The following is a 16,622-nucleotide window of genomic DNA, read 5'->3' as shown; positions in this document are numbered from 1 at the left end:
CTTTTTCCTTGCTTAATTAGAAAAAGAAAGTGGCACCTAAAGTGCCACTTGTCTGCTTAAAAATAAAGACCACAAAAGTTAAGATTTCAACAATTTCGCGATGTGGGCTTTTAATACATCAATGGCGATACGGTTTTTACCGCCACGAGGAACGATAATGTCCGCGTACTGTTTTGACGGTTCGATAAACTGCATAAACATAGGGCGAACCGTTTTTTGGTATTGCTTCAATACCGAATCCATGGTGCGGCCGCGCTCTTCTACATCACGCTTCACTCGGCGTAATAAACAGATATCCAGCGGAGTGTCCATAAATACGGTCGCATGCATTAAGTCACGTAAACGTGGGTCTGTCAGCAGTAAAATACCTTCTAAAATAATCACTTTCTTGGGTGTTAATAGCGTTGTATTCGCGGTGCGAGTATGCTCAGTGTAGCTGTACTCTGGCACTTCAACCGCTTCGCCACGGGTTAATTGTTCTAAATGTTGGCAAAGTAGATCATGGTCAAGTGCATTCGGGTGGTCGTAGTTTGTCTTAACGCGCTCTTCCATACTGAGATGGCTTTGGTCGTTGTAATAGCAATCTTCCGTAATCACACCAATTTGGTGGTCGCCTACTTTGGCACGAAGTTCGTTATAAATCGTGCTTGCAATCAGGCTTTTTCCAGAAGCTGAAGCGCCAGCAATACCTACGATGACGCATTGATTATTCTCAGACATTATTTTTGCACCCGGTGATGGTTTGGTGATGAAAATAGATAAACTGCCCGATTATAGGGACTTCAACCACCTGATACCAGTCTCGATTTAGACTTTGGAAGAGGTTTGAATAACAAACTACCAAGCAAACGTTTTCGTCGTATTTCAGAAGAGATCACAACAGTGCTACTTTCACAGCACTGTGAATCAGCACTAATCTACCAATGTAAAACTGATTGCATCTGGCTTAGGCTTTCCTTGCCAATATAGGCTTGAACAGACTCGTTCCGCCAGTTGAAGATAACGCTGTGTATGCTCACTTTCTGGTTGAGCAACCACGGTAGGACAACCTTGGTCGATGTCTTCACGCAGGGCAATGTGCAGAGGAATTTGTGCAAGCAGCGCCAACCCATATTCACTGGCCAGTTTCTGCGCGCCACCGACACCAAAGATATGCTCTTTCTCTCCACAATGACTGCAGATGTGATAGCTCATATTTTCAATAAGCCCGATAACCGGAACGTCGACTTTTTCGAACATGGCCGCCCCTTTGCGCGCATCCGCTAGTGCCAGATCTTGCGGAGTGGTGACGATCACCGCGCCCGTTACCGGAATTTGTTGTGACAAGGTGAGTTGAATATCACCTGTCCCCGGTGGCATGTCGATGACCAGATAATCCACATCTGGCCACTCGGTTTCATTGAGCAGTTGCGCCAGTGCTTTCGATGCCATCGGCCCGCGCCAAATCGCCGCTTCAGATTTATCAACCAGATAGCCAATCGAATGGCTGAAAATACCAAATGCCTCAACTGGCTGCATCCACTTATTATCACGCACATCTGGCTTTGCTTCTTGCTTGCCAAGCATCATCGGCACTGAAGGGCCATAAATATCCGCATCCAACAAGCCAACTTTCGCCCCAGATTGAGCAATGGCTAGAGCAAGATTGACGGCGGTGGTTGATTTGCCGACGCCCCCTTTGGCTGAAGTCACCGCAATAATATTTTTAACACCATTAACACTATGAGCGACCGTCGTCGCTAGCGCTTTCGGCGCAATGATTATCTCAACACTGAATGGAGCAAGCGCATCGGTTTGCTGCTTGGAGACGACCCATTCGGAAAGCTCATTCAGCAGATTTTTAGCGGCAAATGGAATATGAACCGTCAAACGCCCCGCTGTTGTAACCGAAACCCAATGCGGTTGGTTTGCCCACCCCGCAATAAGATGAGGGTGTTCAAATTGGTTTAACCAATCGCAAAAATCTTGTTTAGATGTGAACGGCTGCATAGCTTCTCCTTTTTGCTCATGCTATCACTCTCTATTGTCAGACTGAACCCCAAAAAAGTTGCGGGATTCCTTAGGCTCACGCCTTGGAGTCGCTCGCTGCATAAGGTAGTATTGGTCTCTATTTTTCATACCTATCAAAAAAGCGAATATTAAGTATGGCGACTGACCCAAGAAACGTTTCTTCAAGGAAACTGCTGGTAACTTGTGCCCTTCCGTACGCTAACGGTTCGATCCACCTTGGTCATATGCTTGAGCATATCCAAGCTGACATTTGGGTTCGTTACCAACGCCTACGCGGCAACACTGTAAACTTCATCTGTGCAGACGATGCTCACGGCACGCCAATTATGCTTAAAGCACAACAGATGGGTATTACACCTGAAGAGATGATCGCCGCAGTAAGTGAAGAGCACCAAAAAGATTTTGCAGGTTTTGATATCAGCTTTGACAATTATCACAGCACTCACAGCGAAGAGAACCGCGAACTGGCTTCTCACATTTATCTTGAGCTGAAAAAAAATGGCTTCATTTCAAGCCGCACCATTTCTCAGCTGTTTGACCCAGAAAAAGAGATGTTCTTGCCTGATCGCTTCGTGAAAGGCACTTGCCCAAAATGTAAGTCAGAAGATCAATACGGTGATAACTGCGATGCGTGTGGCGAAACCTATAGCCCAACAGAGCTTATCAACCCGAAATCGGCCGTTTCTGGCGCGACGCCAGTAATGAAAGATTCTGAGCATTTCTTCTTTGACCTTCCTCAATTTGAAAGCATGCTCAAAGAGTGGACTCGCTCTGGCTCGCTACAAACAGAAACCGCCAATAAAATGCAAGAGTGGTTCGAAGGCGGCCTGCAACAGTGGGATATTTCACGTGATGCGCCATACTTTGGCTTTGAAATCCCCGGCGAAAAGAACAAATTCTTCTACGTGTGGTTAGACGCGCCTATCGGCTACATGGGTTCATTTAAAAACCTATGTAACAAACGCGATGACTTAGACTTTGACGAATACTGGAATAAAGACAGTAAAACCGAACTGTACCATTTCATCGGTAAAGATATTGTTTACTTCCACAGCCTATTCTGGCCAGCGATGCTTGATGGCAGTGGTTTCCGTAAGCCTAATAACGTCTTCGTGCACGGTTATGTCACAGTCAATGGCGCGAAGATGTCGAAGTCTAAAGGAACGTTTGTCAAAGCAAGCACTTACTTAAACCACCTAGACCCAGAATGCTTACGCTACTACTACGCCGCAAAACTCAATAGCCGCATCGACGATCTTGATTTGAACCTTGAGGATTTCACCCAACGAGTGAACGCCGATGTGGTCAATAAAATCGTCAACCTTGCATCGCGTAATGCAGGCTTCATCACCAAACGTTTTGAAAATCAGTTGTCTGCAACCTTTGCCGAACCAGAGCTGTACGCAGAATTTGCCGCAGCAGCGGATCGCATTGCTGATCTTTACGAAAGTCGTGAATTTAACCGTGCCATTCGTGAAATCACCGCATTGGCGGACAAAGCGAACCAATACGTGGATGAAAAAGCGCCTTGGGTTGTGGCTAAACAAGAAGGTCAAGAGCAAGAGCTACAAGACATTTGCTCAGTGGGTATCAACCTATTCCGCGTGTTAATGACTTACTTAAAACCTGTAATGCCAGCACTAGCGGCGCGTACCGAAGCATTCTTAAACCAAGAACTCACTTGGGAAGGCGTACAAACACCATTAACAAGCCATACGCTCACGCCATTCAAAGCGCTGTTTAATCGCATTGATCCGAAACACGTTGAAGCGATGATTGAAGCGTCTAAAGAAGAAGCGGCAGCAGAAAAAGCTGCGATTGAGAGCGCGCAACCAACCACAGTTGAAACTGAGCTAAGTAAAGACCCTATTGCAGCTGAAATCGAATTTGATGATTTTGCTAAAGTGGACTTACGCGTCGCTAAGATCATCGCTTGCGAAGCTGTGCCAAAAGCAGATAAATTGCTTAAATTCCAATTAGATATTGGTGGCGAAACTCGCCAAGTGTTTTCAGGTATTAAAGCCGCTTATTCACCCGAAGAGTTAGTAGGCAAGTACACCGTCATGGTAGCGAACCTCAAACCGCGTAAAATGAAGTTTGGTATGTCAGAAGGCATGATCTTAGCCGCAGGCCCTGGTGGCAGCGAGCTATGGATTCTTGAGCCACATGAAGGTGCTCAAGCTGGCATGCGCATCCTGTAATACATCAATCTTCACGATAGCATCCCCAACACACTCTGTGTTGGGGATTTTTTATCACCATACTGCTCAAAATCGATCCAGCTCACACTTTTAGTTCAAAATGCACCAATAAGATGCATCACTTCAACGCAAAAATACATAAACAATTGAATTTAAACAAATAAAAAACTGGCATTAACCCTGCTAACTCTAGATTGGTATAACATTAACAAGGAGTTGGTTATGTTTGTTTTTATCTCAATGCTTATCTCTATCGGTATATTGTGGCTGATGTTTTATCTGGCAAAACAGCGTGAATCCACATTACAACGTAAATATCAACTGCTGATCGACCTTCGCCAGCTACTGTTTTTATGCCGTCAGCACCGTAACATTACCCATCAAACACTAGCCTCTGGTCAAAGACGCGACACTGAGTTGAATGAATTACAAGATACGCTATACGAAAAAAGTAATCACTTAATTGCTATCGCACACTTTGACAACAAACCAATGTACCGTGTGCTGCAAATTAAGCTTAAAGCACTCATGAAGGAGTGGCCAGAGCGCTCTGTGGCTCGTAACCAAATGATGCATGGTAAAATAATTCGTCACTGTATGTTCTTAATGGATGAGGTGATACTGGCTTGGTTGGTGGAATCCAACCGCGAAGATCTCAGCGATGAATACCATATTAATTGGCAACAGGTCATTGATGCGATGGACGCGCTAACTCAGTTACGCATCAGCATTGATGAAATGGATACTCAAGATGGCCGCATACGCTTGCAGCATTATAGTGAGGTTGTCAGGCGTAGGATGAATCAACTCGCCTTAATCAGCCCTTTAACGGTAGCTTCGCCAAGCTGCTCAGCCGCGCTACATAGCCTGAGCGAACTGCATGATCATCCTGCCTTTCAAATAGAAGCTGGCGCGATGTACCAAATCACTTCGGATATTTCACTCAGCATCTCTCACGTTTACGACCAGATGCTCAGCGACTTAACCGAGAGCTTGTACATTCCATTGCCTAAATTGGCGATTGCTTAGTGAGTAATTGTTTAGCTGGTGACTGTTTGACTGGTGATTATTTAGAAAGTAAAAAGGCCACTTTATTCAAAAGTGGCCTAATCACTCACCGTGTACATAGATACATCAGTGTAAATTCAGAACTCAATTACAGCATTTTACGCGCCGCTTCGACAACCACTTTGATTGAACGAGCCTCGGTCTCTTTGAGTGTCGCGTGATCTGGGATCTCTTTTTGAGTACGGTTGATGATCACACCCGCCACACAACCTGCTTTCAAACCTGAGCTCGCACACATGGTTAGCAAAGTGGCGGATTCCATCTCAAAGTTCAATACGCCCATGTCTTGCCACTCTTTCATCGAGCCTTGGAAACGACGCACAACACGACCAGTGAAAGTGTCATAACGCTCTTGGCCTGGGTAGAAAGTATCACTTGATGCGGTAACGCCCATGTGCACGGTTGCACCACTTTCAACTACAGCCGCTTTCATTGCAGTGGCTACATCGAAATCAGCCACAGCAGGGAATTCCATTGGCGCAAAGTGCAAACTTGCACCGTCAAGGCGAACCGAACCTGTGCTGACAATCATATCACCCACATTGACATGAGGTTGGATTGCACCAGTAGTACCTACGCGTAAGAAAGTACGCACGCCAAGTTGAGCAAGCTCTTCAACCGCAATAGACGTAGAAGGACCACCGATACCAGTAGAACAAACAACGACTGGCTTACCGTCTAACTCTGCGCGGTACACAGTGTATTCACGGTGGCTAGCAAGAAAGACTGGATTTTCCATCTCTTCAGCGATTTTTTGTACGCGGGCTGGATCCCCAGGGATAATGGCCAAAGTAGCACCATTCAGATCGGCTTCGGTAACACCTAGATGGAAAACGGCTTGAGACATAAGTGACTCCTTATTGCGGCTTGTTCAGCTCATAGATATACATCGGGTATGCAGCTACTCTAGCGGACCACGCGCCAACAAAGAGTGATCAAATTCACAATGAATGACGCAATGTAACGAACACATTCTCATAAAAACGGTTTGCATCACAAAAAACAGCAAGATTGATGAAATAACACCCAACCCTAAAAGATGATTTCCAACACTGCATAACAAAACACAAGCGCAATATCGACGCATTTCACACTATTACCACAATAGGGTGCAAACCCAACAGGCATGAGAGATAACGACCCGCCATGCCTTGCTGAGCTTTTTAGTTTTTAGTTTTTAGTTTTTAGTTTTTAGTTTTTAGTCTCGGACTATTTTTTAAATTTCAATAGACGCAACGCATTGAGCGTCACTAACGCGGTAGCTCCACTATCGGCCAGCACCGCTACCCATAAGCCCGTAATACCGAGTAAACTCGTGACTAAAAAGATACTTTTTAAGCCTAGCGCTAGCGTGACATTCTGGCGAATATTGGCGAGGGTTGCTTGTGATAGCTCGATCATGGTGGCGAGCTCGACCAATCGATTATGAGTAATTGCCGCATCGGCCGTTTCCAACGCAACATCGGTACCACCCCCCATCGCAATACCAATGCTGGCTGCTTTCATTGCTGGTGCATCATTAATGCCATCCCCGACCATCGCCACTTGTTTTTGTTGCGCCAACTGTTGAATGTATTCCACTTTATCTTGCGGTAATAAACTGGCTTTGAAATCTATCCCTAATTGAGCACTCATCGTCGCAGCGCTTCTAGGGTTATCGCCAGTGAGCATAATAGTGTCGATCCCCAAACGGCGCAGTGCTTCAATGGCGGCTTTGGCATCTTCACGCAAGGTATCTTGCCATGCGATTAAACCGACAATGTTCTCTTGCTCAAAAACCACCACCACTGTTTTGCCTTGCATCTCTAGCGCTTCCACTTGCGCGCTAAATGCATCAGAAAACGGAACATTCGCTTTGCTTGGCGCTAATACGCGCAGTGATTTCCCCTCCACAACCCCCGAAACCCCACTGCCAACTAACGCTCGCTTCTCTATCGCTTCTGGAATGGGCAAAGCCATCGCTTGCACTTTTTTCACTAAAGAGGTTGCCAGAGGATGGCTCGAGCCCATTTCAACCGCTGCGACATAGCGCAACAATTGCTCTTCATCCCAGCCATTGAGCGCAACCACATCCGTAACTTCCGGTTTACCTTTGGTCAAAGTACCCGTTTTATCAAAAGCAATACTCTCTATTTTCCCAAGTTGTTCGAGCGCCGCGCCCCCTTTGATCAGTGCACCACGACGCGCCGCTGCGGCAAGGCCAGAAGTAATGGCCGCCGGAGTTGAGATAACCAACGCACATGGACAAGCAATCAGCAGTAAGGCTAAGCCACGGTAAACCCATGTTTCCCATGGCTGCGCAAACAGTGTCGGCGGTATCACAACCACGGCTAATGAAACCAACATCATTAATGGGGTATACCAGCGACTAAATTTATCAAGAAAACGTTCTAACGGCGCTTTGCGAGATTCCGCTTCTTCAATCAGATGTAAAATACGGTCAATCGCGTTTTCACCCTGTTTGGAGGTGATGGTGAAACGCACCACCTGATCCGCGACCACTGCACCCGCCATGATACTGTCACCTTGATAGCGTTCGACAGGCAGTGATTCGCCCGTTAACGCGCTCTCATCAAAGCTGGCCGACGCTTCGTGCAATTGACCATCCGCAGGTAGCCGAGAGCCGGGAGAAACTTCCACTACATCCCCCGGTTTTAGCTCATGTGCCGCCACCGTGATGCGTTCTCCTGCCACAATTTTTGTTGCCGTTTCAGGCACCAGTGCCATTAAAGCTTGTACACCGCTACGCGCTTTAGAAGCGGCAAAAGCTTCTAGCCGCTCTCCGATGAGGAAGAGTAATAGCACCATCGCTGCTTCAACCGTTTCACCAAGATAGAGCGCTCCGAGCGCCGCAACGCTCATTAAGGTTTCAATCGCAAAAGGTGTGCCTGAGCGTGCCAGTTGAATCGCTTTTTTACCGATAGGATACAAACCGGCAAGGCAGGTCAAAATGAACATCCCATCGCTGATTTGAGGGAAATAAGGCTGCACAATAGCGGCGAGTATCATAGCGCCAGCAATGGAGAGGATCTGCGCGTTCTGTTTTATGACCGACTTCCAGTCACTATGAATGGGGGCAGAAACTGGATTAGTTGCATCAATGCGGTGAGCCGTAAAACCTGCGTTACGAACCGCTTGCTCTATTTCAAGCGCTGCCTCTTCGGTATTAAACTTGACCACCAATTTTTCAGTGGCAAACAGCACTTTGGCGTCGATCACATTACCCACTTTTTTAAGCGCCGTTTCAACCTTACGTGCGCAAGATGGGCAATCCATCCCTTCAATTTTCCAGCTTTGGTTAAACTGTGTTTTAACGAATGTGAGCTGCGCGGGTTCATCATCAGGATCATTGCTTGCGCACTCTCGTGACCCGCAGCACCCCTCTTCATTTGAATCAACGCCCGCAGCCCTAATCGCGGTAATTTTAAGACTAGAGCATGACACCGCCTGCGGGTTTGCCATGCTATTTTTTGTAGTACTGCAAGCTTCATGTTTTGTGCACATAGGATTCTCCTTCTCTGATGCACAAAGCTTAAACCTTAGAGTCAACTCCAAGGTCAAGCGCATTTTTATCAAACCTGCACTTAACGCACATTCACCTTGATTAGATGGAAAAGAGGTGCACTGCACCTCTAGAATTTTATTTATTACTGCTGATATACCCAAACAACTTGGAGTTGCAGGTAGGCGGCAAGTGAGTGAGTCCCCATGAGCATAGGCAAACTATGTGATTGGGGTGAACGAACGTAGCCAACACCGCTGCAGCTTCAAGTAGGAAGGGTATAGTTTGCTATGTTGGTTTTTTAAAACAATGCGTTAAGTTTTTCCCTAATGCTCTCAGTACATCTCTGCGCGTAATAATGCCAACCAATTTACCTTGATCGATCACAGGATAAACTTTCGGTTTTCCTACTTTCATCATGTCAGCAAGCTCAATAATAGAAGTGTCTGATGAAACGGACAGCACTTCAGGGTGCATGCAGTCACGGACTAAATGGGTGTCTTCACAGAAATAACTCACCTTCACCAATTTATCGAGCAAATCCTGCTCTGATAGAAAGCCAATCACTTGTTCTTGGTCGTTAATAACAGGGCCACCAAGATGCTCCGAACGCATCACTTTTTCTAAAGCCGCAGTCATTGGCATGTCCGGTTTGAAGGTGATGGCTTGTAATGTCATATAGTCTTTAACTATTAGCGATTGCATATCTGTCTCCTTGGTTGCAACGGTATGCTGCCTTAAGTTAAGTGTTGACTAATTTCACCGTTTTGCTAAATGGAAAAAATCGATTTTGCTCATCGGCACAAACTATCGATATTACAAATAGTTAATTTTTATCAAGGGTAAATGGCAAAATCTTTTATCAAAACGTCTCATTTTTGAATCAAACAACACGTTAAGAACACGATGTCTCGCAAGATTTTACAGTTAATATCATTTATATCTTAAACATTGACCGTTGTATTAATAAGGACTGGGCATGGTGAATTCGCCACTGTTTTCCGAGATTATAGAAAACCCAGCACTGATGCGCAGCTTGTTGGAGTCATTACCCGAACCCACTTTTCTGATTAACCGCGATGGCGTATATGTGGAGGCCTTAGGAGGAACGGATCGCAGCCGACACCACGACCCAAGGGTTCTCATTGGTCTCAATCTATACCAGGTATTACCCGAAAAAAAAGCCGCTTGGTTTCATCAAATTATCCAAGAAGTCATTGATAACGGACAAATGCGAGAGTTTGAATACGATCTCGACCTAAGGGTGATAGCTCAATTTAAAGGCAGCTCTGGCCCTATCGATATTCAGTTTTTTAACGCATTGGTCATCCCGCTGAAAAATACTGAGTACGTGCTATGGATTGTGAGAAATATTACCGCTTATAAGCGCACGTTAGAGCGGCTTTCTATACACCAACTTGAGTTAGAAAAACTGACCAATGTGGATCATTTAACTCAGGTCTATAACCGTTATGCGATGGACTCATTGCTGCCCAAAGCGTTAGATAAGATCAAACGTGAGCAAAGTAGTGCTGCAATTTTCATGATCGACTTAGATTGCTTCAAAGAATATAACGACCACTATGGCCATGTGAATGGCGATACTGTGCTGCGCAAGATAGCGAGCACTCTGCAGCATTGGAAACGTAAAGATGACCTCTGCTTTCGCTATGGAGGAGATGAATTTCTACTATTTATTGCGGATATTGATATTAAACAGTGCGAGCAAAAAGCATTACAACTACTTAGTGAAGTGAGAGAGCTGCAAATCCCTCACCGCTATTCTCGTGTCTCATTGTATGTATCGATTACTATCGGCATCCAATATTGCGAACACATACCGACTGGCATGACGCCAGAACAGTTTGTATCAACGGCCGATAAAGCGCTGTTTCACGCGAAGAATCAACAGCGCGGAACTATTCATATACTACACAAGGCTTAGTCGATGGTGTGATGATTAGCCCAACGTTGCGCGGCTTGGGCATCTGAATCTCGAGACTCCACCCAGCGTGTTTGTTCGGTGGTGCGCTCTTTCTTCCAAAACGGTGCTTTGGCTTTAAGGTAATCCATAACGAATTCGCACGCCTCAAAAGCCGCACCACGATGTGAGCTCGACACGCCTACAAACACGATTTGATCGCCAATATCTAAATCACCGATTCGGTGGATCACACGGATTTTTTGCACCGGCCAACGTGCCTGAGCCTGATCACAAATATCACTCAAAGCTTTTTCTGTCATTCCCGGATAGTGCTCAAGCGTTAAGCCAATAACATTATCACCTAAATTCATATCACGAACTTTGCCAATAAAGGTAACCACAGCGCCAGCGGAAGTACCTTGCGACAAATCACGGTATTCTGCGTCTACCGAGAAATCTGATATTTGAACGGAAATACGGCTATCCATCACTAGCCTCCGGTTACTGGAGGAAAAAAAGCCACTTCATCACCATCACTTAACGGGTAATCAAAGGCAACGATGGTTTGATTGACTGCCACCAGCAGTTTTCCCGGTTGCAAGGCTAAATCCCATTTCCCAGGCTGCGAGGCTAAGTGGCTACGCAGTGCTTCAACCGTAGCAAACTGTGCCTTGAGTTGAATGCTGTCTTGGCCGATCAACTCACGAGTTTGAGCAAAAAAGAGGACATTAATCATGCGTGACCTTTTGTTGTGGCTGAGCGCTAAAGTAACCCGATTTCCCGCCGCTTTTTTCAAGTAAGCGCACTTGTTCAATCACGATATCTTTTTGTACTGCTTTACACATGTCGTAAATGGTTAACGCCGCCACCGATGCCGCGGTTAAGGCTTCCATTTCAACCCCTGTTTTACCGGTTAATTTACACAATGATTCAATTCGAACTTTGCTTTGTGCTTCGATGGCTTCAAGCTGCACTTCTACTTTAGTAAGCAGCAATGGGTGGCACAGTGGGATTAAATCCCACGTTTTCTTCGCCGCTTGAATACCCGCAATTCTTGCGGTAGCAAACACATCACCTTTGTGGTGTTGCCCAGAAAGGATCAGTTGCAGCGTTTGTGGTGACATCTTCACAAAGGCTTCCGCACGTGCTTCACGCACGGTTTCAGCCTTGGCAGAGACATCAACCATATTGGCTTCGCCTGAGGCATTAATATGAGTAAATTCGCTCATTGAAACCCCGTTAAACCGAAAGATGTGGCATAAAGTTGCATGGGCGATGGCTGGCATCTAACTGCTGTTTGATGATTTTTGTCCAACCGGTTTTGCACGCTCCTGTTGAACCTGGCATGGCAAAAATAACCGTATGGTTGGCAAAACCTGCAATGGCGCGAGACTGAATGGTTGAAGTGCCAATTTCATCGTAAGAGACCAATCGGAACAGCTCGCCAAAACCTTCAACTTCTTTATCAAACAAGGGCTTTAATGCCTCTGGTGTGCTGTCGCGTGAGGTAAAACCCGTTCCACCCGTGATCAGCACGGCTTGCACGTTTTCATCCGCGATCCACTGAGAAACAATCGCGCGAATTTTATACTGATCATCAATAACAATCTGCTTATCGGCCAGAATGTGTCCCGCTTGTTGAAGTTGCTCAGCTAAGTAACCGCCTGAAGTATCGTTTTCTTCAGTACGAGTATCGGAAACCGTCAGTACGGCAATATGTGCTGGTTGAAATGCGCTTTCTGCGTGACCCATGTGTTCACCTACTGTTCAAATGTGTACCAACATCACCCGCTAAACAATAGCCAGTGACAAAAAGAATTTAGCCGCCAATGGAGGCGAGATTAGGTGTCATACCCGTATTGCCATCTTGTAAAAAATGGCTGACCGACTTGGTCTGTAATTGCGCTTGAATTCGCTCAATTAAAGCTTGCTGTTGATTATCTTGGGCGAGCAGATCGCGTAATTCAACGCCTTGCTCACCGAAAAGGCAAAGGTGTAACTTCCCCTTTGCCGAAACACGTAAGCGGTTGCAGCTATGGCAAAAGTTTTTCTCATACGGCATGATAAGACCGATTTCACCTTGGTAATCGGCATGAACAAATACTTGCGCTGGCCCATCATTGTGAGCTCGGGTTTTCAGCACCCAACCATTGGCAATCAGTTGATTACGAATGGCAACACCTGAAATATGGTGACGCTCAAACAGCGAGTCCATTTCACCAGTTTGCATTAGTTCAATAAAACGAAGTTGAATAGGGCGATGTTTAATCCAATCTAAAAAAGCAGGTAACTGCTGATGATTAAGGTCTTTTAACAGCACAACGTTGACTTTAACTTGCTGGTAACCGACTTCAAAAGCGCGATCAATCCCCGCCATCACTTGTGTAAATTTGTTTTCACCCGTGATTTGGTGGAACATTCTTGGATCAAGACTATCGACACTGACATTGATATGCGTTAACCCAGCCGATTGCCAACCTTCTACTTGTTTGGCCATACGGTAACCGTTGGTGGTGGTCGCGACTTTCTCTATACCAGCGGTATTTGCCACACAAGCAATAATGTCGTTAAAGTCTTTGCGCAAAGTCGGCTCCCCCCCTGTGATGCGTACTTTCGACGTACCACAGTCGGCAAAGGCTCGCACGACGCGTTGTATTTCAGGAAGGGTTAAAAAAGACGAGTTTTTCTGCCCCGAAGGTTGATAACCATCAGGCAGGCAATATGTGCATTTAAAGTTACAGACATCTGTAACAGATAAACGTAAATAATAAAATTTACGTTGGAATCTATCTTCGAACTGTTGCGCCACGGAACACCTTTCCAAATACGGGAGGCATAATCATTTCCAATTATGCCCTTGTGGTATTAGACCACTGGCTTAACCACCCTATCTCACAAAAATGAGACTTAGCCAGTTAAGCTCGGAGCTATGGCAGCCGTTGAGGTAGTATAATTAACTATCTCTACAGCAGCTGATAAGTAAAATACTTAATATTAGTAAGTGATTCTACCCTTATCGTAAAAAAAAAGAGTCCATTACCCAATTTACCTCCTAATGAGTATGGGTTGTGAACAAGCTGATTTAAATTGTAGTTAATTATTAAAAAATAAGAAGAACAGATGACTCTATACACTTCAAAGAAAGTCGTCGCCATTGGCGGAGGACATGGGCTTGGACGCATGCTAGCGGCGTTAAAAGATTTTGGCTCCAATGCGACAGGGATTGTAACCACCACAGATAACGGCGGTTCCACTGGGCGCATTCGCCACTGCCAAGGTGGCATTGCATGGGGCGATACACGTAACTGTATCAACCAGTTGATCACTGAGCCTTCAATCAGTTCGATGATGTTTGAATATCGCTTTAAAGGTGCGGGAGAACTCAATGGTCATAATCTCGGTAATTTGATGCTGACTGCATTAGATAACCTATCTGTGCGCCCTTTGGACGCGATCAACTTGATCCGCAACATGCTCAAAGTCGATGTTAATATTTTACCTATGTCAGAGCATCCTTCTGATCTTAGTGCACTTTCTATGGATGGTCATTGGGTCACGGGTGAAACGAATGTGGACGAGATGACGGAAGATTTAAGGCGCTTAGATTTATCACCTGAAGTGCCAGCAACCAAAGAAGCCATACTCGCCATCAGTGCAGCAGACTGCATCATCCTTGGCCCGGGAAGCTTTCTCACCAGTGTGATGCCACCACTACTGCTGCCCGAAATTGGCAATGCCATTGAGCAAAACGTAAAAGCAAAGCTGATTTTTGTTGAGAACTTGTCTCCCGAGCAAGGACCTGCTGGTCGCATGTCGCTACGGCAGAAATTGGAATGGTGTGAGCGCGCCTGCCACGCGCGAAAAATCGATGTGGTGATCGGCGATACACCACATCCGGAGCTGGCTGAACACTGGCATTGTGTCACTACAGAGCTAGCATCATCCAATCGTGACTGGCGGCACGACCGAGTTAAACTTCAAAAAGCCATTGAGAATCAACTCACAAGCTAATCCATCAAGTGGCAGTTAATCCACCAAGTGGCAGTTAATCCACCAAGTGGCAATAGCAACGATGCGTCTCTTCGATAAGAGCGCGCATCGCCGCCACTTCTTCAGCCTCATCAAAAATGCAGTTTGCCTTTCCTTTGCTATCGATATCCACCGCTTTAGCGCACAGTTTATCCGCACCAAAGCTGGCGGCACTGCTTTTTAGAGCATGGCTGATGTCTTTTAAATATTCGATTTTATCCGGCAGATTTTGATCAGCTAGCTTCTGTGTATAGGCACTCAGCTCGCTGAGAAAAATATCGAGCAATATTGGCACATTCTCTTCTCCAATTTCTTGGGCCAAATGCGCAATTTTGTTTTTATTGATCAGTTCCATATCTCTATGAGTTCTCTCTACTGTTCCACGCTTGAAGCTTGCGGTAGATCGTTGAAGGGCTAACGTCTAAATAACTGGCTGCTTTAGGAATATTACCATCACACGCTTCTATCGCTTGTTCGATGGCTTGCTTTTCCGTCATCCATAAAGGAAAAATATCGTGCACGGTTATATTTTCCTTGCGCGTATCCGTCGTTAGGTTTGCTAATCGGATCTTGTTATCCACGACTTGATTTAGCGGTGGCGGTAACATGCTCAGTTCAATCTCGTTGCCGTGGTTCAATACCACCACATTCCGCAACACGTTTTGCAGTTGACGCACATTACCCGGCCATTCATAGCGCGTAAAACGCTCCACAACCTCTGGCGCTAAGCGGACAAAACCTTTGCCTTCTTCTTTAGACATAAAGCCGAGCAAAGAGTAAGCAATTTCAATAACGTCATCGCCTCGCTCGCGTAGCGGTGGTAAATGCAATGGGATCACATAAAGACGATAGTACAAATCTTCACGAAAACGACCCTCTTGTACCTCTTTCCATGGATCGCGGTTGGTAGCGCAGACAAAACGAACATCGACACTTTTCATCTTCGATGAGCCCACTTTCTGGAATGTGCCCGTTTGGATAAAGCGCAACAGCTTGGTCTGCAAATCCAAATCCATTTCACACAGTTCATCCAAAAACAGTGTGCCGCCATCAGCCAACTCGGCTGCGCCTTGGCGATCGGTCGCTGCGCCAGTAAATGCGCCTTTCACGTGGCCAAAGAGTTCACTCTCGATTAAGTCTTTAGGAATTGCGGCGCAGTTAATCGCAATGAAGGGTTTATCGCCACGTTTACTGGCCGCATGAATCGCTTCTGCGCACACCTCTTTACCCGTGCCACTTTCGCCAGTAATAAAAATACTGGCTTTACTGGAGGCCGCTGAGTCAATGGTTCGATAGACTGATTGCATGGTTTGACTGCTGCCGATAAAACCTTGGTAGTTCTGATTACCTGGGTTACCAGCCTCATTTTTTAGTTTGCTAGCTTTACGTATGGCGTTGTTAACCGTGACGCGCAAGCGGTCTGCTTCACAAGGTTTGATCAAGAAATCTTGGGCACCGTGGCGCATCGCTTCCACGGCGGTATCAATGGAACCATGAGCCGTCATGAATATCACAGGCACATTGGGGTATTGATTTCTCACAGCATGTAAAACGTCCATGCCCGTCATATCGGGTAATCGAAGATCCAGCAATATGAGGTCCGGCTCTCGGTGAGCTAAACTCTCTATCGCATCACGACCTGTACCAACAATATTGATATCGATTTCAAGGGGGGTGAGGTATGAACGATACAGCGCCGCAACGGAAGCCGTATCTTCCACCATCAAAAGATATTTAGCCTTTTGTAGAGAAAAGTCAGGTTGCATATTCTAGCCATTATTATTTTGCACTTTGCCTTAACTATTGCATTAAGGTTCGCATTTTGCAAAATAAAATGACAAAAAGGCACTAATTCGTTAGTTAATAGCCCTTTTGGCATAAAATTAAT

Annotated in this window: 16 protein-coding genes and 1 riboswitch; of the genes, 4 read left to right on the top strand and 12 right to left on the bottom strand. The window is 45.8% G+C overall.

Features of this window, described 5'->3' with window-relative positions; genetic code table 11:
- Positions 1 to 78: 78 nt before the first annotated feature.
- The gene (gene udk, locus AACT42_RS03295) at positions 79 to 720 is read right to left on the bottom strand and encodes a uridine kinase (RefSeq protein ID WP_010320672.1); all 642 of its coding nucleotides are present in this window, start codon (positions 718 to 720) and stop codon (positions 79 to 81) included.
- 192 nt (positions 721 to 912) lie between these two features.
- Positions 913 to 1,989 (bottom strand): iron-sulfur cluster carrier protein ApbC, encoded by a 1,077-nt coding sequence (apbC, locus tag AACT42_RS03290; RefSeq protein ID WP_017044552.1) that lies wholly within the window; start codon positions 1,987 to 1,989, stop codon positions 913 to 915.
- A 155-nt stretch (positions 1,990 to 2,144) separates the two neighbouring features.
- Here apbC and metG point away from each other — a divergent pair, with 155 nt between their 5' ends.
- Together metG and AACT42_RS03280 are read left to right on the top strand one after the other, a co-directional pair.
- Positions 2,145 to 4,211 (top strand): methionine--tRNA ligase, encoded by a 2,067-nt coding sequence (gene metG, locus AACT42_RS03285; RefSeq protein WP_013857253.1) that lies wholly within the window; start codon positions 2,145 to 2,147, stop codon positions 4,209 to 4,211.
- Positions 4,212 to 4,427: 216 nt separating this feature from the next.
- Positions 4,428 to 5,240: a hypothetical protein gene (locus AACT42_RS03280; RefSeq protein WP_013857254.1), complete on the top strand. Its 813-nt coding sequence runs from the start codon at positions 4,428 to 4,430 to the stop codon at positions 5,238 to 5,240.
- A 127-nt stretch (positions 5,241 to 5,367) separates the two neighbouring features.
- Here the strand turns inward: AACT42_RS03280 and udp are convergent, their stop codons facing one another.
- The 3 genes from udp to AACT42_RS03265 form a co-directional block, all read right to left on the bottom strand.
- Complete coding sequence (gene udp, locus AACT42_RS03275; protein ID WP_010320675.1) at positions 5,368 to 6,126, bottom strand: uridine phosphorylase; 759 nt, start codon at positions 6,124 to 6,126, stop codon at positions 5,368 to 5,370.
- 362 nt (positions 6,127 to 6,488) lie between these two features.
- Complete coding sequence (locus AACT42_RS03270; RefSeq protein ID WP_094132911.1) at positions 6,489 to 8,783, bottom strand: zinc/cadmium/mercury/lead-transporting ATPase; 2,295 nt, start codon at positions 8,781 to 8,783, stop codon at positions 6,489 to 6,491.
- 286 nt (positions 8,784 to 9,069) lie between these two features.
- Positions 9,070 to 9,486, bottom strand: coding sequence for a CBS domain-containing protein (locus AACT42_RS03265; RefSeq protein ID WP_013857256.1), 417 nt, complete (start codon positions 9,484 to 9,486; stop codon positions 9,070 to 9,072).
- Positions 9,487 to 9,760: 274 nt separating this feature from the next.
- Between AACT42_RS03265 and AACT42_RS03260 the strand changes: the two genes are divergently transcribed.
- Positions 9,761 to 10,726: a sensor domain-containing diguanylate cyclase gene (locus AACT42_RS03260; RefSeq protein WP_013857257.1), complete on the top strand. Its 966-nt coding sequence runs from the start codon at positions 9,761 to 9,763 to the stop codon at positions 10,724 to 10,726.
- Here the strand turns inward: AACT42_RS03260 and moaE are convergent.
- From moaE to moaA, 5 genes are all read right to left on the bottom strand, one after another.
- Complete coding sequence (gene moaE, locus AACT42_RS03255) at positions 10,723 to 11,193, bottom strand: molybdopterin synthase catalytic subunit MoaE (protein WP_038148363.1); 471 nt, start codon at positions 11,191 to 11,193, stop codon at positions 10,723 to 10,725. The genes AACT42_RS03260 and moaE overlap by 4 nt on opposite strands.
- 2 nt (positions 11,194 to 11,195) lie before the next feature.
- Positions 11,196 to 11,441 carry a molybdopterin synthase sulfur carrier subunit gene (moaD, locus tag AACT42_RS03250; RefSeq protein WP_010320680.1) on the bottom strand — a complete coding sequence of 82 codons (246 nt, stop codon included), beginning with the start codon at positions 11,439 to 11,441 and terminating at the stop codon, positions 11,196 to 11,198.
- Positions 11,434 to 11,934 (bottom strand): cyclic pyranopterin monophosphate synthase MoaC, encoded by a 501-nt coding sequence (moaC, locus tag AACT42_RS03245; RefSeq protein WP_010320681.1) that lies wholly within the window; start codon positions 11,932 to 11,934, stop codon positions 11,434 to 11,436. Before moaC ends, moaD begins: the two co-directional genes overlap by 8 nt.
- Before the next feature lie 10 nt (positions 11,935 to 11,944).
- Positions 11,945 to 12,457, bottom strand: a complete 513-nt coding sequence (moaB, locus tag AACT42_RS03240; RefSeq protein WP_010320682.1) for a molybdenum cofactor biosynthesis protein B — start codon at positions 12,455 to 12,457, stop codon at positions 11,945 to 11,947.
- Between the two features lie 67 nt (positions 12,458 to 12,524).
- Positions 12,525 to 13,514 (bottom strand): GTP 3',8-cyclase MoaA, encoded by a 990-nt coding sequence (gene moaA / locus AACT42_RS03235; protein ID WP_026028246.1) that lies wholly within the window; start codon positions 13,512 to 13,514, stop codon positions 12,525 to 12,527.
- Positions 13,503 to 13,646, bottom strand: a riboswitch (molybdenum cofactor riboswitch). (Overlaps the previous gene by 12 nt.)
- A gap of 179 nt (positions 13,647 to 13,825) precedes the next feature.
- Here moaA and AACT42_RS03230 point away from each other — a divergent pair.
- Entirely contained in the window at positions 13,826 to 14,716 is an 891-nt protein-coding gene (locus AACT42_RS03230) for a YvcK family protein (protein ID WP_013857260.1), read from the top strand.
- A gap of 34 nt (positions 14,717 to 14,750) precedes the next feature.
- Here AACT42_RS03230 and luxU read toward each other — a convergent pair whose 3' ends face one another.
- A complete protein-coding gene (gene luxU / locus AACT42_RS03225) occupies positions 14,751 to 15,089 on the bottom strand; it encodes a quorum-sensing phosphorelay protein LuxU (protein WP_088721080.1) in 339 nt (112 codons plus the stop codon).
- 4 nt (positions 15,090 to 15,093) lie between these two features.
- Entirely contained in the window at positions 15,094 to 16,500 is a 1,407-nt protein-coding gene (gene luxO, locus AACT42_RS03220; RefSeq protein WP_094132913.1) for a quorum-sensing sigma-54 dependent transcriptional regulator LuxO, read from the bottom strand.
- Between the last annotated feature and the right edge of the window lie 122 nt (positions 16,501 to 16,622).

Origin of the sequence: Vibrio sp. V15_P4S5T153, from assembly GCF_963874485.1 — a bacterium.
GTDB lineage: Bacteria > Pseudomonadota > Gammaproteobacteria > Enterobacterales > Vibrionaceae > Vibrio > Vibrio anguillarum.
The sequence above is the reverse complement of the archived record's forward strand: the minus strand, read 5'-3'. Positions and strand labels throughout refer to the sequence as shown.

Coding starts and splice junctions, on each gene's coding strand:
- moaC (WP_010320681.1), bottom strand. CDS start 11,934: ATGAGCGAATTTACTCATATTAATGCCTCAGGCGAAGCCAATATGGTT.
- moaD (WP_010320680.1), bottom strand. CDS start 11,441: ATGATTAATGTCCTCTTTTTTGCTCAAACTCGTGAGTTGATCGGCCAA.
- AACT42_RS03270 (WP_094132911.1), bottom strand. CDS start 8,783: ATGTGCACAAAACATGAAGCTTGCAGTACTACAAAAAATAGCATGGCA.
- AACT42_RS03260 (WP_013857257.1), top strand. CDS start 9,761: ATGGTGAATTCGCCACTGTTTTCCGAGATTATAGAAAACCCAGCACTG.
- metG (WP_013857253.1), top strand. CDS start 2,145: ATGGCGACTGACCCAAGAAACGTTTCTTCAAGGAAACTGCTGGTAACT.
- luxO (WP_094132913.1), bottom strand. CDS start 16,500: ATGCAACCTGACTTTTCTCTACAAAAGGCTAAATATCTTTTGATGGTG.
- apbC (WP_017044552.1), bottom strand. CDS start 1,989: ATGCAGCCGTTCACATCTAAACAAGATTTTTGCGATTGGTTAAACCAA.
- udk (WP_010320672.1), bottom strand. CDS start 720: ATGTCTGAGAATAATCAATGCGTCATCGTAGGTATTGCTGGCGCTTCA.
- moaE (WP_038148363.1), bottom strand. CDS start 11,193: ATGGATAGCCGTATTTCCGTTCAAATATCAGATTTCTCGGTAGACGCA.
- luxU (WP_088721080.1), bottom strand. CDS start 15,089: ATGGAACTGATCAATAAAAACAAAATTGCGCATTTGGCCCAAGAAATT.
- AACT42_RS03230 (WP_013857260.1), top strand. CDS start 13,826: ATGACTCTATACACTTCAAAGAAAGTCGTCGCCATTGGCGGAGGACAT.
- AACT42_RS03265 (WP_013857256.1), bottom strand. CDS start 9,486: ATGCAATCGCTAATAGTTAAAGACTATATGACATTACAAGCCATCACC.
- moaB (WP_010320682.1), bottom strand. CDS start 12,457: ATGGGTCACGCAGAAAGCGCATTTCAACCAGCACATATTGCCGTACTG.
- udp (WP_010320675.1), bottom strand. CDS start 6,126: ATGTCTCAAGCCGTTTTCCATCTAGGTGTTACCGAAGCCGATCTGAAT.